Source organism: Microbulbifer agarilyticus (assembly GCF_019800665.1).
Taxonomy (GTDB): Bacteria; Pseudomonadota; Gammaproteobacteria; order Pseudomonadales; family Cellvibrionaceae; genus Microbulbifer; species Microbulbifer agarilyticus_C.
This window is the reverse complement of sequence record NZ_JAHVKO010000004.1, coordinates 557,130-581,761: the sequence shown is the minus strand read 5'-3', so window position 1 is coordinate 581,761 and position 24,632 is coordinate 557,130. Positions and strand designations below refer to the sequence as shown.

The following is a 24,632-nucleotide window of genomic DNA, read 5'->3' as shown; positions in this document are numbered from 1 at the left end:
AACTTACTTCAGGAACGCCGGTTTTCTATTTTGGATGGCTCTGCCAGTGGACGTCCGTTGCGGACTTGCGCTGCACCTGTGCCTTCCAAGCCGCAAAGCAGTAACGAGGTAGTCATGCAGTATCGTAGTGGCGAACAGGGCACCCCAATTCCCGTACGTTCAGACCGTTTTTACAAACTCGGTGACGATTGGTATTTCAATGTGCGTGGCGGCAAGGCGTTTGGGCCTTTTCGCTGTAGAGAAGAAGCAGAAAAGGCGCTGGATGAATTTCTGAACCCGGCGCAGGACTATACAGGCAACGTACGCCCGTTCGGCAGCCTGCGTGCACGGCGCTGGCGCCGGGACCAAAAGTTCTGAACGCTGCTTTGCGTATCTTCACGGTCAAACAAAAAAGGGCCGCACCCCTGCGGGTGCGGCCCTTTTTAATACGACAGCGGCGGATTAAAGTCGCATTTCAATTCCCGCGTCCTGCATAAAGGCCTTGGCTTCACCCACGGTGTATTCACCGAAGTGGAAGATGCTCGCCGCCAGTACCGCGTCGGCCCCGCCCTTCAATACACCGTCGGCCAGGTGCTGCAGATTACCCACACCGCCAGAGGCAATCACTGGTACCGATACCGCATCGGAAATCGCGCGGGTCAGTGCCAGGTCAAAGCCGTTTTTGGTACCGTCTCTGTCCATGCTAGTTAGCAGGATTTCGCCGGCGCCGTAGCTGTCCATTTTCTTCGCCCACTCCACCGCGTCGATACCGGTGGGCTTGCGTCCGCCGTGGGTAAAGATTTCCCATTTGGGCTCCTTGTCATTACCCACCTGCTTGGCATCAATCGCTACGACAATGCACTGGCTGCCGAAGCGGTCGGCGGCTTCGCGCACGAAGTCTGGATTGAATACCGCGGCGGAGTTGATCGCGGTTTTATCCGCGCCGGCGTTTAGCAAGTTGCGGATGTCCTGCAGCTCGCGCACGCCACCACCAACGGTCAGCGGGATAAATACTTCCGTGGCCATTTTTTCCACGGTGTGCAGGGTGGTGTCGCGGCCTTCGTGGGTGGCGGTGATGTCAAGGAAGGTGACTTCGTCGGCACCGGCTTCGTTGTAGCGACGTGCCACCTCTACCGGGTCACCGGCATCGCGGATGTCGACAAAGTTAACGCCTTTGACGACGCGACCGGCGTCAACGTCGAGACAGGGGATAATGCGTTTGGCGAGGCCCATGGTCGGTTCCCGGTAAGTTATTTGGTCCAGTTGTCGCACAGTTCCTGTGCTTTGCGCAGGTCGAGCTTGTCTTCGTAGATGGCTCGGCCGGTGATGGCACCGAAGATTTCGGTTTTGTCGTCGCCGGCTTTCAGCAGCTGTTCGATGTCTTCGATGCAGCTGACACCGCCGGAGGCGATGATGGGGATCTGCACGGCGCGGGCGAGATCCATGGTGGATTCGAGGTTCACGCCCTGCATCATGCCGTCGCGGGCGATGTCGGTATAGACGATGGCGCTGACGCCGCAGTCCTGGAATTGCTTGGCCAGTTCGGTGGCCTGCACGTCGGAGACTTCGGCCCAGCCTTCGGTGGCGACGAGGCCGTCTTTGGCGTCGAGGCCGACGATGATGTGGCCTTCAAATTCGCGGCAGGCTTCTTTCACCAGCTTGGGATTCTTTACGGCGGCGGTGCCGATGATGGTCCAGCTAACGCCGGCTTCCAGATACCATTCGATGGTTTTGAGGTCGCGGATGCCGCCACCGATCTGGATGGGGAATTGCGGGAACTGGCGGGCGATGGCGTTGACGGCATCACCGTTAACGGGGTTGCCGGCGAAGGCACCATTGAGGTCGACGATATGTAGGCGTTTGGCACCTTGGCCGAGCCAGTGTTCGGCGGTGGCAACCGGGTCGTCGGAGAAAACGGTAGCGTCTTCCATTTCGCCCTGGCGCAGGCGCACGCACTGGCCGTCTTTCAGATCAATGGCTGGGATTACGATCATTTGTATAACTTCCTGTAGCTTGGGCCATTGATGCTTATTAGGCCCCGTGGCGGCTAAGCGCCGGGGATGGATTTTCGGAACCGCTGTAAATACGTCCCTGTACGCTGCGTCGGCGACATCCCTGTCGCCGACGCTTCCGAAAATCCATCCCCGGCACTTAGCCTTCGCGATGAGATTCTTACTTCGTTAGCAACTGTCGCGGCCCATTAGGCAACGCCGTTCCAGCCAACGAAATTTTTCAGCAACTGCATACCCGCATCCGCACTTTTTTCAGGGTGGAACTGGGTAGCGAAAATATTGTTCTTGGTAACCGCAGCCGCAAATGGCACACCGTAGTCGGTCTGGCCGGCAACGGCATCATTGTTTTCCGCGGGCACATAGTAGCTGTGCACAAAGTAGAAGCGGCTACCGCTTTCAATGCCATCCCACATGGGGTGGTCGATGGTCGGCTTTACGCGGTTCCAGCCCATATGCGGGACTTTCAAACGTTCGCCGTTTTCGTGCAGGTCCCTGCCGAAGAATTTCACCGGTTGCGGGAAGATACTCAGGCAGTCGACGCCGCCGTTCTCTTCGCTCTGCGACATCATGATCTGCATACCCACGCAGATACCCAGAATGGGCATGCCGGATTCGATGCTCTGGTTCAGCAGGGGCACGAAGCCCGGGCGGATGAAGCCTTCCATACAATCGCGGATGGCACCGACGCCGGGAACGATCAGGCGGTCAGCGCCTTCGGCTTCTTCCGGTGTAGTGGCGAGGACGACCTGGTCATCGGGTGCGACCTTTTGCAGGGCGCTGGCCACGGAGTGGAGGTTGCCCATGCCGTAGTCGAGGACGACGATCTTTTGCATCTTGAGCAGTCTCCTGGCTTACAGCACGCCCTTGGTGGAGGGCATGGCGCCTTCCATGCGCGGGTCCGGGGTCAGGGCCATGCGCAGGGCGCGGCCGAAGGCCTTGAATACGGTCTCGATCTGGTGGTGCGCGTTGAAGCCGCGGATGCAGTCGATGTGCAGGGTCACCAGCGCGTGGTTTACGAAGCCCTGGAAGAACTCGTAGAACAGCTCGGTATCGAAGTTGCCGATGCGCTTCTGGGTAAAGGGCACGTTCATGGTGAGGCCGGGTCGGCCGGAAAAGTCGATAACGACGCGGCTCAGGGCCTCGTCCAGCGGCACGTAAGCGTGGCCGTAACGGGTCATGCCTTTCTTGTCGCCGATGGCCTGGTTGATGGCCTTGCCGATGGTGATGCCGATGTCTTCCACGGTGTGGTGGTCGTCGATATGCACGTCGCCGTCACAGGTGATGTCCAGGTCGATCATGCCGTGGCGGGCAATCTGGTCCATCATGTGCTCGAGGAATGGAACGCCGGTGTTGAATTTGCCGGTACCTTTGCCGTCGAGGTTGAGGCTGACCTGGATCTTGGTTTCCAGAGTGTCGCGGTTGACGCTGGCGGTGCGCATAGGGGCTACATCCTTTGTTGCGAGGTGGGGATGACCCGCTCGGCCGGCCCCAGAGGATAGATGGCGCGGATTATACGCCCAAATGAGGCGAAATTTGGGGGATAGTCTCAGATGTAACTTGATTCACCCCAAAGATCAAATATCATACGCGGCATGAACCTATGTCCCCGCCATAAGACCCCCGTCTGGGTCAGCCTATGCCTGCTGTTTGCGCTGATGCTCGCGCAACCGGTAGCGGCGGAGCATATTCACATCGAAGATCGCGCGCACCAGCTGTGCGACCTGTCCAATAATCACGCCCCCGCCCTCGGTGGTAGTGACCTCACTTTTGTTTCCGACGACCTCGCACCGCTTTACATTGAGCAGCAGGCCCCAGCAGCACGCGACTGCCAACCGGAACGTCAGTCCGCCCGTGGGCCTCCCGCAATCCTGTCTCTTAGCTGATCTCTCTGTCGCCATGCCGCCGTTACCAGGCCGCCGGGCGACCTAATAACGCTTATTTTCCGGGCAACCGCCTCTTGGGTGGCCGCTGCCCGTGTTCGACAGGATAAAAAACAATGTACCGAGTAAACACTCTGGCGCTGGCCGTTGCCTGCGCGCTGTCTTCTGCTGCCTACGCTCAAAACGACACTGACAAGAACGAAAACCTGGAGCTGGTGAATGTCACCGTTTCCCCACTGGCCAAGCCTGCCGATGTAGTCGCCGCCCCGGTTTCCATCCTCACCGGCGAAGAACTGCGCCAGCAAGCTGCCGGCACCCTGGGCCAGACCCTGACCAACCAACTGGGCGTGGCCAATGCTTCCTTCGGTAGCGGCGTTGGCCTGCCGGTGATTCGCGGCCAGAGCGCCAACCGCGTGCGCGTGCTGAGCGACAACCTGGACGTATCCGACGCCTCCAACACCTCTTCTGACCACGCCGCCAGTATCGAACCCCTGCTGGCCCAGCGTATTGAAATCCTGCGCGGCCCGGCTGCCCTGCGTTACGGCAGCGGCGCCATCGGCGGTGTGGTGAATGTACTCGACGGCCGCATCCCCAGCGAAGTACCGGAAGCAGTGGAAGGCGCTTTTGAACTGCGCCACGACAGCGGCAACAGCCAGGACGCCGGCGTCTTCCGCCTGAACGGCGGTGCAGGTCAGCTGGCCTGGTACCTGGACGGCGTGTACCGCGAGAACGGCAACACCCAGATCCCGGGCGAAGCCATCGTGCACCACGAAGAACATGAAGAGCACGCCGACGAAATGGCCGGCGAAACCCATGAAGAGCACGAGGAAGAATTCAACACCGACGGCTTCGTGGGCAACACCAATTCCCGCGCCAGCAGCTACAGCGGCGGCCTGTCCTGGATCACCGACACCGGTTTTGTCGGCTTCTCCGTAAACCAGCTGGACAACAACTACGGTATCCCGCTGGGCGCACACGAACACCACCACCATGAAGAAGAGCATGAAGGTGAAGAGCTCGCCGAAGAGCATGAAGAACACGAAGAGGGCGCAGAAGCCGTGCGCATCGCCCTGCAGCAAACCCGCTACGACCTGAAGGGCGAGCACCGCTTCAACAGCGAATACTGGGAAAAACTGAGCGTGCGTCTGGGTTACAACGACTACGAGCACGTTGAGCTGGAAGAAGACGTCGAAGGCACCCGCTTCACCAATAAAGCCTGGGAAACCCGCGTGGAAATCACCCACGACAACGGCGGCCTGTGGCGTGGCGCTTACGGCCTGCAACTGAGCGACAAAGACTTTGCCGCGGTGGGTGACGAAGCGTTTATCCAGCCGAGCAACACCCAGAGCATCGGCGTGTTCACCATGAAGGAACGCACCTGGGGTGACTGGCACCTGGATCTGGGCGGCCGCTTGGAGCAGGTCACCATCGACCCGCAGGAAGGCGCGTCTCAGGACTTCAACCTGCTGGGCCTGAGCGGCACCCTGCAGTACTTCCTGGCCGAGCACCAGCACCTGAGCTTCGGCCTGACCCACGCCGAGCGCGCGCCGGTGGCCGAAGAGCTGTTCGCCGATGGTGAGCACCTGGCGGAAGCACGCTACCTGGAAGGCGAAGAAGATCTCGATAAAGAGAACTCCTTCAACCTGGAACTGGGTTACCACCACCACAACGAAGGCGGTTCCGGCTGGCACGCGCTACAGGTTGAAGCCAACCTGTTCTACAACCGCGTAAACAATTACATCTACGCCGCCAACACCGGCGAGCTCTTCGAAGAAGGGCATGAAGAAGGCGAAGTGCACCTCGAAGAGGAACACGAAGAAGAAGGCCTGGCGATCTACGGCTACACCAACCGCGATGCGGTCTTCTACGGTGCTGAAGCGTCCGTGCGCTACCCCTTCGCCGGTGGTCACTACGTAGAGCTGTTCGGTGACAGCGTGCGCGCCAGCTTCACCAGCGACCTCGAACTGCACCACGAGGAAGAGGAAGAAGAAGGCCACGAGCACGAAGAAATCGTCGACAACAGCCGTGCAGTTCCGCGTATGCCGCCGCTGCGCGTTGGCCTGGCCTTCGGTGGCAACTACGACCAGTGGAACTGGCAGCTGCGCACCACCAAAGCGTCTGCACAGGAACGCGCCGGTGCCTTCGAAGAGGGAACCGAGGGCTACACCCGCATGGACCTGACCGCGCGCTACAACCTGAACATCGGCGGCAACAACGCTGTTCTGTTCGCCAGCGCGCGCAACCTGCTGGACGAAGAGATTCGCCAGTCCACTTCTCTGCTGCGCGACTTCGCCCCGGAAGCCGGACGCAGTGTTGAAGCGGGCGTACGCTTCCAGTTCTAAGTTGTAAGTTCTCAGCTCAGGACCGCGGCATACGCCGCAACCGTAGCACGATGAAAAATGCCCGGCAGGGAAACCTGCCGGGCATTTTCTATGGAGATTCGAATACCAAACGCGTACCACTTGCAACGTTCAAGCCGCGCAACACAGCCAGGAAAATTCGTTTTTTGCCGCACGTAAGTACCAGTTAAAACCGTTTTCAATCCCGCTCTCGACAAGCAAATTTTTCCGCTTTAAATTGTTCGCTCTAACAAAACATCACGGACGAACAATCAGTGCAAAAAGTTATTATCATTTTCACGGTGGTACTGATCATTCTTGCCCTACCCTGGCCCGGAGCTGCCATGTCGAATCTGAACCCACTCAAAGCCTGCACCTTCTCCGAGATGCAAATCTCGCTGTTTTTCGATGGAAAGCCTGCAACCGGGGCGAAAATCACTCGCACAATCGAATGGCGTAAAGAGCATGTGGATGAATTCACCGCCGACGGTAATGGACAGGTCACACTTCCGGCAGAATTTGAAAATTACTACCTCAAGTTTTTCCCGATGGAGTTTGTCTCGGCACAGTTTCTGACCGTGCAATATGAAGGGAAGGAATACGAAATCTGGAATTACGCCAAGCGCAAAACCGAACTCAATAGCGAAATGGGTGGTGAGCCCCTAAAACTTTCCTGCGAACTTACCAGCGAGTCCATAACGACGAGAGCCTTCGGGTCCATTCTTGGCACACGCTGCACCTTGCCACAAGAAAGCTAACAATTTATGTCGAAAAGGATTTCACATGGCTCAGCTAACCCCGGAACTCAGCGCAAACATTGCGAATGATATCTATCTGATTACAAACCAGAATACACGGAAATTATTTTTCGATCTGTATGCAGATCAGTTCGCATTCAAAGATGACGCCAATCTGCAGGGCAAGACTGGCGCATTCATCCTTCTAAAAAAAGAACAGTCGCTGGGGCTGGCGGCCACCGGGATCAAGCAGCGCAAGGGTGAGGCGCTGATTGCGTTAAAGGGGACCTCCAACGGATACGACGGGCTTACCGACCTGAACGCAGGCCTGAAACAATTCAATACCGGAGGATTCGTCCATCAGGGCTTCTATTACGCCTTTCAATCATTCTTGCCGGAGCTCGATCAGTTTCTCGCAAACCTGCCCCCGGATATCCACACAGTCCACTGTGTCGGCCACAGCCTTGGCGGCGCACTTGCGACCCTGGCTGCCGACTACCTGAAAGCAAAAAGTGGCTGCGCGGTAAACCTGTACACTTTTGGCAGTCCACGTGTAGGCCTGAGCCTTTTTTCAGAGGGCGCACTGCGTCGCCTGGGAGAGAAAAATATTTTTCGGGTATACCACCGCACCGATCCGGTACCCATGGTGCCAACCTGGCCATTTATCCATGTACCCAATGGTGGACTTGGCGATCTATTGCTGAATTCCAGCGTGGCACTCAATCCCATTGAATATCACAAGATGGAAAACTACATTGGCTCCCTATCCGGCTCGGAGGTAAAGCACAGTTGGGAACTGGTACGCAAGAAACGCCCACCCGCGCCCATTACCCGTAGTATTGAAAGCTGGCTGAAATCCGATGGGCCGCTGTCGCTCACCCTGAATACGGCATGGGTAGCCGCTGAAGCGGTTATGTGGGTATTGAAGAAAGTGGTAGAGCTTACCGGTATCGCACTGGTAGTGGGCGGTGGCACCACCTTTACCCTGCTCGACCAGATGGCGATCTTCCTGAAAAAGGCCTACGACTTTGGCAAGAAAGTCTCTTACTGGGTTACTCGCCTGCTGGTACGCCTCGGCAAACTGATTGGCATCACGGTGAGTGAGAGCGTCAACATCACCGCCGCGCTGATTCGCGGAATTTTTATCCGCATGCACTCCGCGGTCTCCGAGCTGGTGATGCGTGCCGGGCGTAACGTAGAGCATTAACGAATGAGCACCACGGGAGGCGCTCACGCTTTTTCTCCCCGCCGGTTTCATTTCTGACCGGCAACTGCTTCAATAGTCGCATCCATGGCGCCTGCTAATTTTGCCTGGCAGGCGCCGCTTTCCCGCCTTTCTCAGTATTAAGGATGCGCCCTGTATGGCCTGGATCAAACGCGGACTTATCACCCTCGTTGTTCTCTTTGCACTGTTTGCCGGTGCTGTCGCCTGGTTCCTCTCTGGCCTCGATGCCAACCAGTACAAACCCAAGATTGTGCAGCTGGCAGCCGATCAGGGGGTTTCGCTGACGCTGGACGGCGATATCGGCTGGCAATTGTGGCCGAATATTGCACTCAAGCTGGAAGGGGTGAAAGTCGCGCCACTGGCACTGCCCAGTGAATCCCTGCTGCAGGCGGACAAGGTCGCCGTTGGCGTAGGACTGATGCCGCTACTCAACAAGCGTATCGAAGCTCAGGAAATTGTATTACTGGCTCCGCAAGTCGCTCTCACCGTGGACCAGAACGGCAAGGGCAACTGGGAACTGATCACCGAGGCCATGGAGGCGAAAGCGCAGCAGGATGCCAAGCAGCAGCACGAAACGCCGCCCACCCTGGATATTCCCCAGCAGGAAGCCGTACCCAGCGCCGGACTGGAGCTCGCCCTGCAAGAGCTGCGCCTGGAAGATGGGGTACTGCGCTACACCGATAAACAAAATGGCAGCGAATACTCGATCAGTGAATTGAATGTTAGCGCCGACAACCTGGTGCCCGGCGGCAAGCCCGGCGATGTGCAAGTGCGCGCAAAACTTGCCGGCAGCGATTTTCCGCAGCCGGTGGATCTGAATATTCACAGCAGCCTCGCCATCGACGAAGGGCTGAACGGCCTGCGCCTGCAGCCGGCTACCATCAAGCTCACCAGCGGCGGCGATGCCAGTGCGGAAGTGTACCTGCGCGGTAACGTGCGCCGAGCCAAAGCCGACGCACCCTGGCAGATCCAGTTGAACCTGAAAGTGGATGTAGAGCCTGTCTCCGGCTGGCTTGCTGCCGTGGGCAGTAGCTACAAGCCACAAAGCACCAGCGCGCTGCAAAAACTGAAAATCGATACCGACGTAACCGGTAGCGACCGCCAAATGAATATGCAGCCGCTGGAACTGGTGCTCGACGAACATACCTTTACCGGCAGCGCCAGCTACCAGGCCGCTCTTGATAACAGCAAAGGGGCAAACGGAGCCAAGGGCGTACCCAGTGTGTCACTGAGCCTCAAAGGCGGCGAGCTGAATGTAGATGACTACCTGCCACCACCAGTTGCCACGCCAGAACAGGACGAACTCAGCGCGGATATTGCCGCAGCCAAGCCGGTACCAATGCCACTGGAGGCCATGCGCGGCTTCAATGCTAAGCTGGATCTGACACTCGACAAACTTCACGCACTAGATTTCGATATCGATAAACCCGAGCTCGCCATCAATGTGCAAAACGGCCTCTACCAACTGAACAAACTGGCGGCCGGTGTATACGGCGGCACCCTGAACAGCACCGGCGTATTCAATGCCCGCGGCAATTCCGCGCGCGGCGAACTGAGCGGCGGTCTGAGCGGGGTGGAGATTTCCAAGGTGCAGGAAGCCCTGTTCGCCAGCGATGAGCCCCAGGCCGCCGACCAGAACAAAGTCACCCTGTCCGGCAAAACCGACCTCACCTGGGTAGGCCAGACCTCCGGCGCAGACACTCAGGCCCTGCAAAAGAACCTGCGCGCTGCGGTTCAGCTCAACTCGCAGGAACTGGCACTGGCCCCGTTCAATCTGGAGAAGGGCATGTGCCAGCTGGTGAGCTACGCAGAGAAAACGCCGATGCCGGAGCGCGAATGGCCCGCACAGACCCGCATGCAGGACCTGCGTGCCAGCGTGAATTTAAATGGTGATGTAGCCAAGGTAGATGGTATCAATGCAGGGATTGAGAACATCGCACTAAGCGGTGATGGCACCATTAATCTGCAACAGCAGAATTTTGATTTTGCCCTGGGCCTGGCACTGGTTGGCGAGCGAACTTCCGGCAATGGCTGTTCCGTGCAGAATTCGCGCTGGCGCAACCGCCCACTACCACTGCGCTGCAAGGCGAAGTTTTCCGAGGCCGGCGCCACCACCTGCAAACCGGACAGCCGCCGCCTGGATGACCTGATTCGTGAAGAATTGAAATACAAGGCGCAGAAGAAGTACGGCGACCAGCTGGAGGAGAAATCCGAAAAGCTGCGCGACAAACTGAAAGACCGTTTCAAGGGTCTGTTTAATCGCGGCGACTAAAATACCAAGTAGACGGTAAACATAAAAAACGGGGCCTAGAGCCCCGTTTTTTATTAACCGTTTTTGCAGGCTTCCTTAACTAATTGCCTTTACTAACTTCCTTGCCTAGCCTTCCTTCTGAATAATATCCAGCGCCAGCATTGCCAACGGCTCCACAAAGGCACCCACCTTTGCCGCCTCCTTGCTGGAAGCATTGCCACTCTGCGCGCGCTTCGCCACGCCCTGCGCAATCGCCGCCAAACGGAAAAAGCTGAACGCCAGATAATAGGTCCAGTGCTCGATGCGCTCGATACCCATGCGCTCGCAGTACATCGCCACATACTCCTGCTCTTCTGGGATACCCAGCGCCGCGCGATCCACCCCCATCAGGCCGGAGATGGTTCCGGTACCACCGGGCATGCGCAGCTGCATGCACTGGTAGGCAAGGTCGGCAAACGGGTGGCCGAGTGTGGATAGCTCCCAGTCCAGCACCGCAATGACTTTCGGCTCCTGTGGGGCGAATACCATATTGTCGAGACGGAAATCCCCGTGCACCAGGGACACGCGGCCATCATCCGCCGGCTGCGCCTCGCCGAGCCAGCCGATGAGCTTTTCCATGGCTTCGATTTTATTGATCTCAGATGCACGATACTGGCTGCACCAGCGGTCGTACTGGCGCGCGAAGTAATTACCGGGTTTGCCATAATCGGCGAGACCCGCAGCTGCAACATCCACACTGTGCAGTTCTGCCAGCACCCGGTTCATTTCCCGGTACATTGCGGTGCGCGCAGTATTATCCACTTCCTGTAACTGGGCATCCCAGAAAATGCGCCCCTCCATGTGCGACATCACATAGAACATGGAGCCGATCACATCGCGGTCTTCGCACAGGTGGAAAACTTCTGGCACCGGTACGGCGGTGTTTGCCAGCGCCTTAATTACCCGATATTCACGGTCTACCGCGTGGGCGCTTTTCAGCAGTTTGCCCGGGGGCTGGCGGCGCAGTACGTAGGTCCGTTCCGGTGTTTCCAGTTTGAACGTCGGGTTCGACTGGCCACCGGAAAATTTGCTCGCGGTTACCGGCCCGCTGAAGCCATCAATATGTTCGGCGAGATACTCTGCCAGCAGCGCTTCGTCCAGTTGATCAACGGCTTGTTTCATTTCACTCACAACATCCCCTCCCAATTACTGGCTATAGGCGGCGGCAATGCCACGCCCCAACTGCATCATATGCACCTCGTCCGGACCATCCGCGAGACGGATAACCCGTGCGTAGGAATAACCCCGCGCAAGGAAGAAGTCTTGCCCGAGGCCGGCGGCACCGTGGATCTGAATCGCGCGGTCGAGCACATTGCAGGCCATTTGCGGGGCAACGATTTTGATCATCGCGATCAAGTCCTTTGCCCCCTTGTTACCCACCTTGTCCATACGCTCGGCAGCTTTCAGGGTCAGCAGGCGCGCCTGCTCAATTTCACAATGGCTCTTTGCCAACACCTCGCGCACACCACCGTGGCGCGCCATGGCGCGACCGAACACCTCGCGCTCGCTCGCCCGCTTGGCCATCGCCTCCAGCGCGCGCTGCGCCAGACCGATCAGGCGCATACAGTGGTGAATTCGACCCGGCCCCAGGCGCCCCTGGGCAATTTCAAAACCGCGACCTTCACCCAACAGTATGTTGGACGCCGGCACCCGCACATTGTTGAATTTAATTTCCGCGTGGCCTTCTGGCGCATCGTCAAAACCGAGCACCTGCATGGGGCGTACCACTTCCACCCCGGGGGTATCCATGGGTACCAGAATCATGGATTGCTGACGGTGACGATCCGGATTGTCCGCGTCGGTTTTGCCCATCACGATCAGGATTTTGCAGTGCTTATTGGAGGCACCGCTGATATAAAATTTGTGGCCATTAATAACGTAGTCGTCGCCATCGCGCAGAATGGAAGTTTCGATATTCGTGGCATCACTGGAGGCCACTTTGGGTTCGGTCATAGCAAATGCCGAACGAATTTCGCCGTTTAGCAGTGGCGTCAGCCACTGGGCTTTATGCTCTTCGCTACCGTAGCGCGCCAGCACTTCCATGTTGCCGGTATCCGGTGCACTGCAGTTAAACACTTCAGAGGCGATCAGCGAGCGCCCCATTATTTCTGCGAGTGGCGCATATTCCAGATTGGTCAGGCCCGCACCGTGTTCAGACTCCGGTAAAAAAAGATTCCACAACTCCGCGGCCTTGGCTTTCTTCTTCAGCTCTTCCATTACCGGAGGCGTGTCCCAGCGGTTTTGCTGGAGCTGCTCTTCATATAGCGCTTCCGCCGGGTAAATGTGTTCCTCCATAAACTGCTGCACACGTGCCTGCAGTCCTTTTACCTTGTCTGTGTAATCAAAATCCATGGTGCATCGCCTCGTTTTATGCGTAAGTTATGGCGTCCTGGCGCTCGGGGTGCTCCAGGTGCGGTGTGTGGTTAAAAGAGTGCAGGCTGACCGAATCGCGGCCGCGTTGTGCCTGAAAGAAAAAGCGGCTGAGGGAAGTGTTGCGGGTCTGCATATTGAGCTGCACCACGGTTTGCGAGGGTGCACTTAACACCAGCCGGGTGAGCATAGAAATAGTGCCGCCGGAGCTGACCACCAGCGTGCGGCCATTGCCCTCGGCGATAATATCCAGGCCCCGTTGTACGCGCTGCTCAAACCCGGCCCAGCTCTCCTCAACCTGGATCTCACCATCGATCCAAGCGTGCATCGCGTCTCTCAACACCCGGAAAAAGACACGGGCGTCGGCACCGTCCTGCGGGCGCCGCTGTGGATGTTCACGCAGATATGCTCCCATCACCTGCTTGAATTCAAACTCGTTCAGCTCCGGAAAGCATTCCAGCGCCGGTGCCTGCTGACCCTCACCCGGCCCGCCCTGCATGCCGGCGCAGATACCCTCGGCGGTCTGCCGGTGGCGCAATAGATCGCCACACAGAATGCGGTCGAAACGGGTGCCCTGGCGGTGAAAATGCTCGCCAAGCCAGCGGGATTGTTGCTCTCCCAGCGGAGATAACTGGTCATAGTTGTCGCTACCCAGCGACGCCTGCCCATGTCGAACGGTAAAAAATTCTGCCACCGGAACCTCCAGTCGCCCTCAATCAACTAATCAATGCCATTGACGCAATGTAGCGCAGGGCTTTTAATCATTAAAATCAATTGTTCTGATAAGCCAACATTCACTAGGCTTATAGGAAGAATATTAAAAACCAGCGCACATATAAAAAGACATGCACCCCCACCGCATCGACCTCAATCTGTTCGTAGTGATCGACACCATCTACCGCGAGCGCAACCTGACCCGCGCCGCGGAACAGCTGCACCTCACCCAGCCGGCGGTGAGTAATGCGCTGAGCCGCGCGCGCGACGCACTCGGTGACGAACTGTTCGTGCGCACGCCGCAGGGCATGCAGCCCACGGTATTTACCGAGACGATCATCGCGCAGGTGAAGAGCGGGCTGCAGCAGCTGCACCAGAGTGCCACCTCCAATGTGACCTTCGACCCGACCAGCGCAGAGAAGACGATCCGCCTCAGCATGAACGATCTCACCGAGACCATGCTTTTACCGGCCTTAGTAGAACGATTGCAGCAAGCAGCCCCCAATATGCAGGTGGAGTCCTACAACGTGCCGCGGGAGCAGCTGGAGCGGGAGCTCGCCAGCCACAGCCTGGACTTCGCCATCGACGTGCCCATCATGGGTAACACCCAGTTGCAGCAGCACCCGCTGGGCAAGGACCACTTCGTGTGTATGCTGCGTCGCAACCATCCCCAGGTAAGCAACAACCTGACGCTGGACGACTACCTGGCCCTGCAACATATCCACATTTCCAGCCGCCGCTCCGGCCCGGGGCTGGTGGACCTGCAACTGAACAAACTCGGCCGTCGCCGCAAGATTACCCTGCGCGCCCAGCACTACCGCATCGCGCCGATGATCGTGGAAACTTCCAACCTGGCCCTTAGCGCCCCCAGCAGCTTTGCCAGCCGCTACAACGTGGACTGCTTTGACCTGCCATTCCCGGTGCCGAAAATCGAATCCTGTTTGCTCTGGCACAAGAACGCCGAGCAGGACCCGGCGCACCAGTGGCTGCGGGAGTTGATTGTCGACACCCTGAACGCCTGACATGCCACACCGGGTATCGCCCTGCAAAGGCGATTACTCACCCCAGATGCGCGAGCGAGCCCAGCAATCCTTTTCCTTGAATAAATATTGTCATATATTATGCCTATATATAAAGATCAGGATACAGACCATGGCGAAGAAACTACTGATTGGCGCGGCAGGCGTAGCGCTCTTTTTTGGATTACTGGCCGCACTGCTGCCCACAATCCTGCACAAGGCCGGGTTGCACCCGAGTTATCAGGGCGAGAGTGTGGAACTGCCGGGCAAACGCGCACTGGTGATCACTACCAGCCACGGCACCCTGAACGCGCCCGGCGAGACCGCCGGCAAAGCGACCGGTGTGTTCGCCTCGGAAATGACCGTGCCTTACTACACCTTCCTGGATGGCGGTATGCAGGTTGATATCGCCAGTGTTCAGGGTGGCGAGATCCCGGTGGACCCGGAATCCTTCTTCTACGCGGTGCGCACCGCGGAGGACGAGCGCTACCTGCAGGATGCGGTAGTACAGGCCAAAGTAAAGAATTCCCTGCGTATCGACGAGGTCGACTTTACCCAGTACGACATCATCTTTATGGCCGGCGGCTGGGGTGCAGCCTACGACCTGGGTTATTCCGATGTCCTGGGGCGCAAGGTCAGCGAGGCCTACTACGATAGCAGCGCGGTAATCGGTGGGGTGTGCCACGGTGTGCTGGGCCTGATCAAGGCCGAGGACAAGGACGGCAAGCTGCTCATTGCCGGGCGCCGTATGACCGGAGTCAGCGACAAGCAGATCAAGGAGCTGGGTATCGAGGTCACCCCACAGCACCCGGAAACCGAGCTGCGCAAGGCCGGCGCCGAGTACGAAAAGCAGACCGCCTTCCGCGACATCTTTGCCACCCACGTTGTCGTGGATGATGAACGCCGCTTTGTCACCGGTCAGAACCAGAACTCCGGCTACGAAACCGCGCATCAGATGATGGCCATTGTCGCCAAGCCCTAAGCCCCACGATCACGTCGCCAGCTCTGTCGCTGGCGACCAGCCCCATACAGGCGCAGCCCCTATGTACCGCAAGCCCGCTTCAAGCGCTCGCCGCACCGGCAAACGTTTCACCCGCACACTGCTCTGCACCTCACTGGCCACTGCCATCAGCGCTGTGGCGCAGGCGCAAATGAGCGAAAGTACGAGTGAGACAGCAACATCCACCGCCGCCGTGAAGCGCCCCAACATCCTGGTGATCCTCGCCGACGACCTCGGCTACACCGATCTCGGCGCATACGGCAGCGAGATCGAAACCCCCAACCTGGATGACCTCGCCCAACAGGGCCTGCGCTTCAGCAAATACCGGACCGCGCCCAGTTGCGCACCGACCCGCGCCATGCTGATGTCGGGCGTGGACAGTCATCGCGCCGGCGTTGCCAATATCGCAGAAGCACTGACACCGACACAGTCGCACTCGCCCTTTTACCAGGGCCACCTGCGCAAGGACGTGGTGACCATCGCCACCCAGCTCAAGGATGCGGGTTATCACACCTACATGGCGGGCAAGTGGCACCTTGGTTACAAGGATCCGGCATTGCGCCCGATCAACCGCGGCTTTGAACAGACCGTCATGATGCCGTATTCCGGCGGCGACAACTGGTCCGACAAAAGTTACCTGCCGCTGTATGAAAAAACCCTGTGGTTTGAGAACGGCGAACCGTTTGAACTGCCGGAGGATTTCTATTCCTCGGAGTTCCTGGTGGACAAGGCCATCGCGCAGATCGACAGCAACCGCGCCGACGGCAAGCCATTCTTCACCTACTTGCCATTTATGGCCGTGCATTTGCCCATGCAAGCCCCGCGGGAATACACACAGAAGTACCTCGAAACCTATCGCCATGGCTGGGATCCGATCCGCAGCCAGCGCCAGCAAGCGGCGAAAGCGATGGGACTGGTGCCCGCCGATGCGGCGATGAAGCACATGAACACCACCGCCGAGTGGGCGACACTGTCGGAAGAGGAACAGCGCTACAACGCCAAGCGCATGGCGGTGTACGCGGGCATGGTCGATGCCATGGATGTCCACATCGGCCGACTGCTGCAGTACCTGAAAGACATCGGTGAATACGACAATACCGTGATCGTCTTCACCTCCGACAACGGTCCCGAGCCCAATGAAATTACCGGCCCACAGCGCCTGCTGATGCTCAAGCTGCTGGACTACACCGACGACTACGAGACCCTCGGCGAAAAGGGCAGCTTCGCCACCATCGGCCCGAGCTTTGCCAGCGCCGCTGCCGCGCCCCTCGGGCACTACAAATTTCACTCGGGGGAGGGCGGCATGCGGGTACCGCTAGTGGTCAGTGGCCCAGCCGTTGCCGATGTCCTGCGCGGACAGATCAGCCACGCCACCGCTTATGTCAAAGACCTGGCGCCGACCCTGCTGGAACTGGCCGGGGTTGCCGACCACCGCGGCCAATACCGCGGCCGCACCGTGGAGCCTATGACCGGTCGCAGTCTGCTGCCACTGCTGGAACAGCCCAGTACAGCGGTCTACGGTCCCGAGGACACTATCGCTTACGAAATCGGTGGCAACGCGGCACTGATCAAGGGCGACTACAAGATCACCTTCAACCGCGGCCCGAATAACGATGGCCAATGGCACCTGTACCACATCGAGCGCGACCCCGGTGAAACCACACCGCTGGAACAGCAGGAGCCGGCACGCTTTGCCGAGCTGCTGTCGGATTACGAAACCTATGTGCGCGACAACGGCGTACTGCCGGTACCGCCGGACTACAACCAGCGACGCCAGGTAACCCGCAATGCCGTAAGGCAGCGTTTGCCGCAGATCGCCTTTGCTGCCGGACTATTACTGGCCGGCGTCGCGGCGCTGCTGCTGTGGCGCCGTCGCCGCCGGCGCTAGCCGGTCGATAGTACAAACCAAAAAGCACAAAAAAGCCGGCAGTTTCCTGCCGGCTTTTTTGTGTTTGCATGGGCCCATTGCTAGACCCAGCGTTTTACTTGATCAGCACCACGCCTCAGAACTGGTAGCTGACCGTAGCACCAATGGTGCGCGGCTCGGCAAGCCAGTCCTGCTGGGCGCCGGTCATCGACGCGGGCACGGTGCGCAGGTAGGAGTAAACATCGTCGGTGGCATTTTTCGCCCACAAGGCCGCATCCCAGCTTTCATTGCGCCAGCCAGCACGCACATTGACTGTCTCACGGTCCTGCACAAAATCCAGAACATCCGGGTTCACGGCGTGGTCCGAAGCGTAGTTGTAGTCGGTACGCAGGTAGGCGGCACCATCGGCTACCGGCGCCATCAAGGTAGCGGCCAGGTTGGAGGTCCAGCGCGAGGCAGGGAAGACATCGTTATCCAGATACTGGACACCGCCGCTCAGTTTCAGGAACTCCCAGGGTGCCGCGGTAAAATTCAGGTCCACACCCTTGATTGTGCCTTCTTCCGCCTCATTGGCGACATAGGTACCCAGGCCACTGTCCTGCTGTCTCAGGTACTGCAGGTCATCCACCAGCATGTGGAAGGCGGTGGCATTCAGTTCCAGGCGGTTGTCGAACAAACGGGATTTAATACCCAGTTCATAGTTGGTGGTCTGCTCGTTGTCGTAGGTGCGGTCAACACCCTCGCCCGCCACGCCATTGAAACCGCCGGACTTGTGGCCAGTGGCAATAGACGCAAACACCATCACGTCTTCATTGACGAAATGGGTCAGGCTCGCCATCCCGGTAACGCTTTCATCCTCGAGACTGAAGCTGTCGTCCACAGGTCCGTACAGTGCAGCGATCAGGGTCGGGATATTCATAGCCGGCACCCCCGGCCCAAAGGCGCCGGCGGGGATACCGGTTGCCATGGAATCAGCCCGCACATACATGTCCGCGAACTTCTCTTCTGCGGTATAGCGCAGGCCAACGGTGGCCTCCCAGCTGTCGGAGAAGGTGTAGGTGGTCTGGCCGAAGGCCGCGAAGGTGTCGGTCTCCCAAGAATTGTCGATCGTGGAACTGTCACCGGGCCGCACCAGCATGGCAAATGCGGGCCCCAGCGGATGCACCTGAGAACCCACGGTAATGACGTCTGAACCAAAGGTGGTGACCACCTGGCCATCGCCCCGGCCCAGCGTCTCCTGGCTGAAATAGAGGCCCGCCAGGTACTGTAGCGGCCCGTCCAGGTCACTACTCAGGCGCAATTCCTGCACCAGGCTGTCGCCACGGTAATTATCGTCTACGACTAAGAGGTCGAGTTCGGTACGGTCACCGTCAAAACTGCTCGCCCACTCATAATCGTTCCAGGCGGTAATTGAGGTGAGGGTAGCGAAAGGCAGGTCGTAGTCCACCACCACACTGAGCGCATCGGCCGAGAGGGTAAACGCCAGCGGATAATCGTTATTGCTGTAGTAATCCAGCGGATCGTTTTCCGGCACTTCCAGGCCCTTCATCTGCAACACGCTGGCCATAGCCGGGCTGATGGTAGTGTCGGCGCCACAGCAACTGGAATCCCGCTCCACGTGACTGGCAATCAGGTTCACGCTGAGCGCATCGGAGGGCTCCCAGGCAAACTTACCACGCAGATTCCAGTCCGAGCGATCGTTCTGGTCCGGGCCGCTGCCACTTTCCAGCCAGCCATCGCGCTGGTGTACCGACCCGCTCAGGCGGTAACCCGCCGTGTCACCAATCGGCGCGCTCACCGATGCGGTGTATTTTTGCAGACCGTAGTCGCCGGCGGACGCCTCGAGACGCGCTTCGGTCTCCTCCATATTCACGCCACGGGTAACAATGTTGAGCACACCCGCATTGGCGTTCTTGCCATACAGGGTGCCCTGCGGCCCCTGTACCACTTCGACCCGCTCAATGTCCACCAGATCTGAAAGGCCGAGACCGGAGCGGCCCAGGTAAACCCCATCGACCACAACCGCTACCGAGGCCTCCAGCGAGGGGTCGTTCTGGTTGGTGCCCAAGCCGCGGATGCGAATACCAGCCGCAAACGGGCTCGAATTGCGGTTAATCGTCAGGCTCGGCACCTGCACAGCCACATCCTTCGCGTCTTCGATACCCGCCTGCCGCATCTCTTCGGCGGACAAGGCGCTCACCGAAACGGCAATGTCCTGCACGCTCTGCTCGCGCTTGGTGGCGGTAACGGTGACTTCTTCGAGTTCCGCCCATGCAGTGGTGGCGGCGCTGGCGAGGCCGACCGCGAGCGCGGTCTTGGTAAACAGTTTATTGATCGGCATGGTCTCTCTCCCAGATCGCTGGAATTATTATTGTGAATTGGCGAATGAGCTCACCCAGACCACCGGTGATCCTAATCGCCAACTATTGTCATAACTTGCGACATCAATTTAATGCTAGCCAAGTCGAGCAATTAAATGCAAGGCAAATCGCGGACAGCCGAATAAATCGGCACAACTTGTGTCACTTCTACCCAAATGCGGAGAAACTGTTACCGAGCTATTGCGGAAAAAGGCGCAGGCGGACTGCATTGGTGCATCGATCGCATGCACCAATCACTTAGCAGTCAGTTAGCAGTTACTTGAGAGAGAGAAAGAGTCAGGCAGAAACAGGGGGCATCAGGGAAGCTGAAGAAAGCGGGCAAAAGGAAGGTAACAGGCTCAGGTGAGCAAATCCTTCAACAGCCCCTCAACGACCTTGCCACAGGCCTTGTCAGAGAGCTTCTGGTGCCGTGAAAGACGCTCGTAAAATTCAAACGACATAATTGCATCCACCGCCTCGCGCTTGTCCGCAGGCAACTGCAAAATTTCCGGCAGGCACTTTTCCAGATTCTTGCGCATCTTGCGCACATTGGATGCATAAACGTCGGAGATGACCTGCGAGCGCCACAGCAGACTCCACGTCGCCCGCTGCAGCTGGATCAGCTGGGCAAAGGCTTCCATGCGACAGCGCACCGAACCGGTAATCCGCTCCTCGAGTGTGCCGTCCTTGGGCATTTTATCGAACAGAGCCAAATAGACCGGACGCACCTGCGAATTGAGTTCCGCATACAGCAGCTCCATTTCGGTGAAGTGCCGAAATACCGTGCGGATGGAAATACCTGCCTCATCCGCCACCTGCTGCGCCGTGGGGATATAAATTTCACGCTCCATCAGCGCGAGCATCGCGTCAATAATCTGCTGGCGGCTGCGCACACTGCGCAGGGCACGACCATCTACCTTGACTTCCATAACGTCCCCGCTTCCTCTTTGAACTTACTACCACCCAGTAATTTGGCGCGATATTGTGCCACAGCATACCCTGACGACCTATTCACCGCACAATTTCTCCAGCACCCAGTCATTCTCCCGAATTCGAGCTACCGGTACTTGCTTCTTGCGTGACGAATTGCACTTGGCGAATCAAGTATTGGCATATATAGTGCCATTATATTCATAAAACATAAAGGACCTGAAAATGGCGAGCTGCACTGAACTCTGGGTCGACCGCAAGGACTTCCGCAAGACACGCACGGTCGGTGAGCGGGACCTCACCGCCGGGGACGGCCAGGTACTGGTTGCCATCGACAAGTTTGGCCTCACCGCCAATAACGTCAGCTACGCCCTGTCCGGGGAGATGATCGGCTACTGGGGCTATTTCCCTGCGGAAGGGCAATGGGGCAAGGTGCCGGTGTGGGCCTGCGGCACAGTGGTCGAATCCCACAGTCCCGAAGTTCCTGTCGGCGAACGCCTGTGGGGCTTCTTCCCCATGGCGAGCCACACGGTACTGACCCCGGGCAAGGTGCGCGAGGACCAGCTTGTGGATATGGCGGAGCATCGCCAGAACTTGCCCGCCATGTACAACGCCTACCGCCGCACCAAGGCGGAGCCAGACATCCTCACCAAGCTGGAGAATGAGCGCTGCCTGCTGTTCCCGCTGTTTGCCACCTCCTTCGTTCTGTACGACTACCTCATCGACAACGCCCTGTTCGGCGCCGAGCAGGTGGTCATCGGTTCCGTCTCGTCCAAGACCGGCTTCGGCCTGGCGCACCTGCTGCATCGCGATAGCGAAATCAGCGCCAAGGTCGTGGGCGTGACGTCCGCCGGCAACACCGCGTTTGTGCGCGACCTGGGTTGCTGCGATCAGGTAGTGAACTACGGCGAGGAAAGCGAGATCGACGCGAGCCTGCGTACCGCCTATATCGACATGTCCGGTAACGTCACCCTCACCCGCGCCCTGCACCAGCATATCGGCGACAACATCGTCGAGAGTGCCATGGTTGGCGCCAGCCACTGGGAAGGTGGCGGTGCCGCCGGCGATCTGCCCGGGGCCAAACCCACCTTCTTCTTTGCCCCCGGCCAGATCGCCAAACGCGATAAGGAGTGGGGGCCCGGTGCGATATGGCAAAAAGCCATGATGGCCAGCGCCGAGATCGCCATGGCCACCAGCGGCAACCTCAAGGTCGAGTGGCTGCACGGGCCCGAGGCCCTGGACAACGCGTGGCAGCAACTGCTGGACAACCAGGTCGGCGCCAGCCGCGGGCTGATGGTTTCCCTACTCGACTGATTGCTTATGAAACGCTATTCCTGCGTACTGCTGGCCGGCGCCGGCGCTGCCCGGCGCATCCGCGAGGAGGGGCTGCACCAGCAGCAGTTCTCCACCCTGATCGGCGCCTCCGGTGGCCCCAAGTGGCTGGCGATCAGCCACCTCGACCGGCTGCTGGCAGGCGAGTTTTTTGCCGGCCGCAACACGCCAATCACCAGTGTGGGCTCCTCCATCGGCAGCTTCCGCAATATGTGTTACGCGCTGGAGGATGCCCCCGCGGCTATTGGCCGGCTCGAAGATGCCTACATCAACCAGCAGTATGAATCGGACAAGCCTACTCCTGCGGAAATTACCGCGGTCGGCGAACAGATGGTGCTCGCGGCCCTGGGCCCGACCGGCGCCCAGCAGGTAGCCAATAACCCCATCTGGCAGAGCCATTTCGTGACCGTGCGCGGACGCGGCCCGCTGGCCAGCGAAAACCGCGCGGTACTGGCGCCAGTGTTGATGGCATCGGCCATGGCCAATGCAGTGTCGCGGCGCACATTGCGCGCCTTCTGGGACCGGGTGGTCTTCCACGCCGGCGAATCCCCGTCGGTGCAGTTCGACAACCTGCGCACCGTCAACACCCGGCTGTCCGAGCACAATGTATCCGATGCGGTACTGGCAAGCGGTGCGATTCCGCTGGTCATGGCGGGAGTGCAGAATCCCCACGGCGCACCGGCGGGCAACTACCGCGACGGCGGTATTACCGACTACCACTTCGACCTCGCCTTCCGGCACCCACAGGGCCTGGCCCTGTACCCGCATTTTTTCCCGTATATGGTGCCGGGCTGGTTTGATAAGTCCCTCAGCTGGCGCTGGGTGCGCGGCGGTGCGATGGAAAACACCTTGCTTGTGGCGCCATCACCAGCCTTCGTCGCCAGCCTGCCCTACGGAAAAATTCCCGACCGCGACGACTTCCGCCGCCTGACCGAGAACGAACTGCGCAAGTACTGGAATACCGTGGCCGATATGAACCGTCGCCTCGCCGACGATTTCTTCGAACTTTGGCAAAGTGGCAACTGCGGCGCGCTGGCGGATCACCTGATTGAAGTTGGCCGGGACGACCTGCCACACAAACTCGACCGGGTCACTGCGGCCTGAACCAGCCGCATTTTGACGCGGCAATAATAATTAACAGGAAAGTTAACGCGCATGATCGATCTCTACACAGCCCCAACACCCAACGGACACAAGGCATCCTGCACGCTGGAAGCGCTGGAGATTCCCTACGAATCACACTTTGTAAATATCGTTGAAGGCGAGCAGAAAAAACCGGAATTTCTGGCCATGAACCCGAATGGTCGCATCCCGGTCATCGTTGACCGCGCGCAGGACAACTTCGCGGTATTCGAGTCCGGCGCCATCATGGTCTATCTGGCGGAAAAGGCCGGCAAGCTGCTGCCCACCGACAGCAAAGGCCGCACCACGGTCATGCAATGGCTGATGTTCCAGATGGGCGGCGTCGGCCCGATGATGGGCCAGGCCAATGTGTTCTACCGTTATTTCCCGGAGAAACTGCAGCCGGCAATCGACCGCTACCACAATGAATGCCGACGCCTGTTCGAAGTGTTGGACACGCGGCTGGCGGAGCGCGAATGGCTCGCCGACGACTACTCCATTGCCGACATTGCCAACTGGTGCTGGGTGCGCACCCACAAATGGTCCGGTGTATCGGTAGAAGGCCTCGAGCATCTCAATCGCTGGCTCAGCGCCATGTACGAACAACCGGGTATGCAAAAAGGCATTGCAGTGCCGTTCAGCCTCGGCAACCTGCTCGACGATGAAAAAGAGCAGGAGAAATTCAAAACCGGTGCGCGCAAAGCGCTGCAAACCTAATTGGGGAACACAACATGATCCAGGTCTACGGTGTGCACGGCTCACCCTTTGTCCGCAAAGTTTTGATCGCTCTGGACCTCAAGGGCATCCCATTCAAGCTGATTCCGCAAATGCCATTCAGCGGCGACGCGGAGTACCTAAAAATCAACCCCCTCGGCAAGGTCCCCACACTGGTAGATGGCGACCTGACCCTGGGGGACTCCAAGGTGATCTGCCAGTACCTGGAAGCGGCCTACCCGGAAACACCACTGTATCCGCAAACCTTGGCTGAAAAGGCCAGGGCGCACTGGTACGAAGACCTGTGTGGCGGGCGCGTTTCCGAACTCGCCGCGGGTATTTTCTTCCAGCGCTTTATGCGGCCACTTGCGTTCAAGCAGGAACCCGATGAAGAAAAAGTCACAAAGATTATCGACCGCGACCTGCCGCCGCTACTGGATTACCTGGAGAGCCAGATTCCCGCAGAGGGTTTTGTATTCGGCGACTTCTCCATGGCGGACCTGTGTATTGCTAGCCCGTTCTTTAATGCCAGCTACGCCGGCTACGATGTGGATCCAGCGCGCTGGCCGGCACTGGCGGGTTTGATTGAGCGAGTGAAGGCACTGCCGGCCGTTCAAAAAATTCTGGAAAAAGAAGCACGGGTTCTGGGGCAGAGTTAAACAGCTATACCAGGCGTTACTAACGCACCCGATGAAACGTGAAGCTAAAAATACAATTTGTCAGCGCTGAATACGAGTATACG

22 protein-coding genes are annotated in these 24,632 nt (G+C 58.6%); 13 read left to right on the top strand and 9 right to left on the bottom strand.

All coding sequences use genetic code 11. The features are described 5' to 3' along the window. Window positions 1-114 precede the first annotated feature (114 nt). Complete coding sequence (locus KUV22_RS11960; protein WP_222231399.1) at window positions 115-357, top strand: DUF6316 family protein; 243 nt, start codon at window positions 115-117, stop codon at window positions 355-357. A gap of 84 nt (window positions 358-441) precedes the next feature. On the opposite strand, the gene hisF is transcribed toward KUV22_RS11960, so the two are convergent. The 4 genes from hisF to hisB form a co-directional block, all read right to left on the bottom strand. Further along, window positions 442-1,212, bottom strand: a complete 771-nt coding sequence (gene hisF / locus KUV22_RS11955) for an imidazole glycerol phosphate synthase subunit HisF (RefSeq protein WP_222231397.1) — start codon at window positions 1,210-1,212, stop codon at window positions 442-444. A gap of 17 nt (window positions 1,213-1,229) precedes the next feature. Next, window positions 1,230-1,973, bottom strand: a complete 744-nt coding sequence (hisA, locus tag KUV22_RS11950) for a 1-(5-phosphoribosyl)-5-[(5-phosphoribosylamino)methylideneamino]imidazole-4-carboxamide isomerase (protein WP_077407482.1) — start codon at window positions 1,971-1,973, stop codon at window positions 1,230-1,232. 206 nt (window positions 1,974-2,179) lie between these two features. Beyond that, window positions 2,180-2,824: an imidazole glycerol phosphate synthase subunit HisH gene (gene hisH, locus KUV22_RS11945; protein ID WP_222231396.1), complete on the bottom strand. Its 645-nt coding sequence runs from the start codon at window positions 2,822-2,824 to the stop codon at window positions 2,180-2,182. An 18-nt stretch (window positions 2,825-2,842) separates the two neighbouring features. Continuing rightward, the gene (hisB, locus tag KUV22_RS11940; protein ID WP_077407486.1) at window positions 2,843-3,430 is read right to left on the bottom strand and encodes an imidazoleglycerol-phosphate dehydratase HisB; all 588 of its coding nucleotides are present in this window, start codon (window positions 3,428-3,430) and stop codon (window positions 2,843-2,845) included. Between the two features lie 153 nt (window positions 3,431-3,583). On the opposite strand from hisB, the gene KUV22_RS11935 reads away from it, so the two are divergent. From KUV22_RS11935 to KUV22_RS11915, 5 genes are all read left to right on the top strand, one after another. Then, window positions 3,584-3,874, top strand: a complete 291-nt coding sequence (locus KUV22_RS11935; protein WP_222231394.1) for a hypothetical protein — start codon at window positions 3,584-3,586, stop codon at window positions 3,872-3,874. A gap of 113 nt (window positions 3,875-3,987) precedes the next feature. Beyond that, entirely contained in the window at window positions 3,988-6,213 is a 2,226-nt protein-coding gene (locus KUV22_RS11930) for a TonB-dependent receptor (RefSeq protein ID WP_222231392.1), read from the top strand. A gap of 341 nt (window positions 6,214-6,554) precedes the next feature. Further along, a complete protein-coding gene (locus KUV22_RS11925; protein ID WP_222231391.1) occupies window positions 6,555-6,968 on the top strand; it encodes a DUF4198 domain-containing protein in 414 nt (137 codons plus the stop codon). Window positions 6,969-6,993: 25 nt separating this feature from the next. Beyond that, window positions 6,994-8,154 (top strand): lipase family protein, encoded by a 1,161-nt coding sequence (locus tag KUV22_RS11920; RefSeq protein WP_222231390.1) that lies wholly within the window; start codon window positions 6,994-6,996, stop codon window positions 8,152-8,154. 154 nt (window positions 8,155-8,308) lie between these two features. Beyond that, entirely contained in the window at window positions 8,309-10,444 is a 2,136-nt protein-coding gene (locus KUV22_RS11915) for an AsmA family protein (RefSeq protein WP_222231389.1), read from the top strand. Window positions 10,445-10,549: 105 nt separating this feature from the next. On the opposite strand, the gene KUV22_RS11910 is transcribed toward KUV22_RS11915, so the two are convergent. Genes KUV22_RS11910 through KUV22_RS11900 form a run of 3 tightly spaced genes read right to left on the bottom strand, consistent with a single transcriptional unit; the run spans window position 10,550 to window position 13,526 of the window. Continuing rightward, window positions 10,550-11,584: a phosphotransferase gene (locus KUV22_RS11910; protein ID WP_222231682.1), complete on the bottom strand. Its 1,035-nt coding sequence runs from the start codon at window positions 11,582-11,584 to the stop codon at window positions 10,550-10,552. 24 nt (window positions 11,585-11,608) lie between these two features. Beyond that, complete coding sequence (locus tag KUV22_RS11905) at window positions 11,609-12,814, bottom strand: acyl-CoA dehydrogenase family protein (protein ID WP_222231388.1); 1,206 nt, start codon at window positions 12,812-12,814, stop codon at window positions 11,609-11,611. Between the two features lie 16 nt (window positions 12,815-12,830). Further along, complete coding sequence (locus tag KUV22_RS11900; protein ID WP_222231387.1) at window positions 12,831-13,526, bottom strand: histidine phosphatase family protein; 696 nt, start codon at window positions 13,524-13,526, stop codon at window positions 12,831-12,833. A gap of 151 nt (window positions 13,527-13,677) precedes the next feature. On the opposite strand from KUV22_RS11900, the gene KUV22_RS11895 reads away from it, so the two are divergent. The 3 genes from KUV22_RS11895 to KUV22_RS11885 all read left to right on the top strand — a co-directional run bounded on the left by KUV22_RS11895 (window position 13,678) and on the right by KUV22_RS11885 (window position 17,453). Further along, the gene (locus KUV22_RS11895; RefSeq protein WP_222231386.1) at window positions 13,678-14,568 is read left to right on the top strand and encodes a LysR family transcriptional regulator; all 891 of its coding nucleotides are present in this window, start codon (window positions 13,678-13,680) and stop codon (window positions 14,566-14,568) included. A 130-nt stretch (window positions 14,569-14,698) separates the two neighbouring features. Further along, window positions 14,699-15,547, top strand: coding sequence for a type 1 glutamine amidotransferase domain-containing protein (locus KUV22_RS11890; protein WP_222231385.1), 849 nt, complete (start codon window positions 14,699-14,701; stop codon window positions 15,545-15,547). Between the two features lie 61 nt (window positions 15,548-15,608). Further along, on the top strand, window positions 15,609-17,453 hold the full coding sequence (locus KUV22_RS11885; protein WP_261319469.1) for an arylsulfatase: 1,845 nt from the start codon (window positions 15,609-15,611) through the stop codon (window positions 17,451-17,453). A 115-nt stretch (window positions 17,454-17,568) separates the two neighbouring features. Here the strand turns inward: KUV22_RS11885 and KUV22_RS11880 are convergent, their stop codons facing one another. After that, on the bottom strand, window positions 17,569-19,773 hold the full coding sequence (locus KUV22_RS11880) for a TonB-dependent receptor (protein ID WP_222231384.1): 2,205 nt from the start codon (window positions 19,771-19,773) through the stop codon (window positions 17,569-17,571). Window positions 19,774-20,151: 378 nt separating this feature from the next. Continuing rightward, on the bottom strand, window positions 20,152-20,721 hold the full coding sequence (locus KUV22_RS11875) for a TetR/AcrR family transcriptional regulator (RefSeq protein ID WP_222231382.1): 570 nt from the start codon (window positions 20,719-20,721) through the stop codon (window positions 20,152-20,154). 226 nt (window positions 20,722-20,947) lie between these two features. Between KUV22_RS11875 and KUV22_RS11870 the strand changes: the two genes are divergently transcribed. From KUV22_RS11870 to KUV22_RS11855, 4 genes are read left to right on the top strand one after another with little or no spacing between them, the layout of a single operon-like run. After that, the gene (locus tag KUV22_RS11870; protein ID WP_222231380.1) at window positions 20,948-22,036 is read left to right on the top strand and encodes a DUF2855 family protein; all 1,089 of its coding nucleotides are present in this window, start codon (window positions 20,948-20,950) and stop codon (window positions 22,034-22,036) included. A 6-nt stretch (window positions 22,037-22,042) separates the two neighbouring features. Then, window positions 22,043-23,158 (top strand): hypothetical protein, encoded by a 1,116-nt coding sequence (locus KUV22_RS11865; RefSeq protein ID WP_222231379.1) that lies wholly within the window; start codon window positions 22,043-22,045, stop codon window positions 23,156-23,158. A gap of 51 nt (window positions 23,159-23,209) precedes the next feature. After that, window positions 23,210-23,893: a glutathione S-transferase family protein gene (locus KUV22_RS11860; protein WP_222231377.1), complete on the top strand. Its 684-nt coding sequence runs from the start codon at window positions 23,210-23,212 to the stop codon at window positions 23,891-23,893. A 14-nt stretch (window positions 23,894-23,907) separates the two neighbouring features. Continuing rightward, the gene (locus KUV22_RS11855) at window positions 23,908-24,549 is read left to right on the top strand and encodes a glutathione S-transferase family protein (RefSeq protein ID WP_222231376.1); all 642 of its coding nucleotides are present in this window, start codon (window positions 23,908-23,910) and stop codon (window positions 24,547-24,549) included. Window positions 24,550-24,632 lie beyond the last annotated feature (83 nt).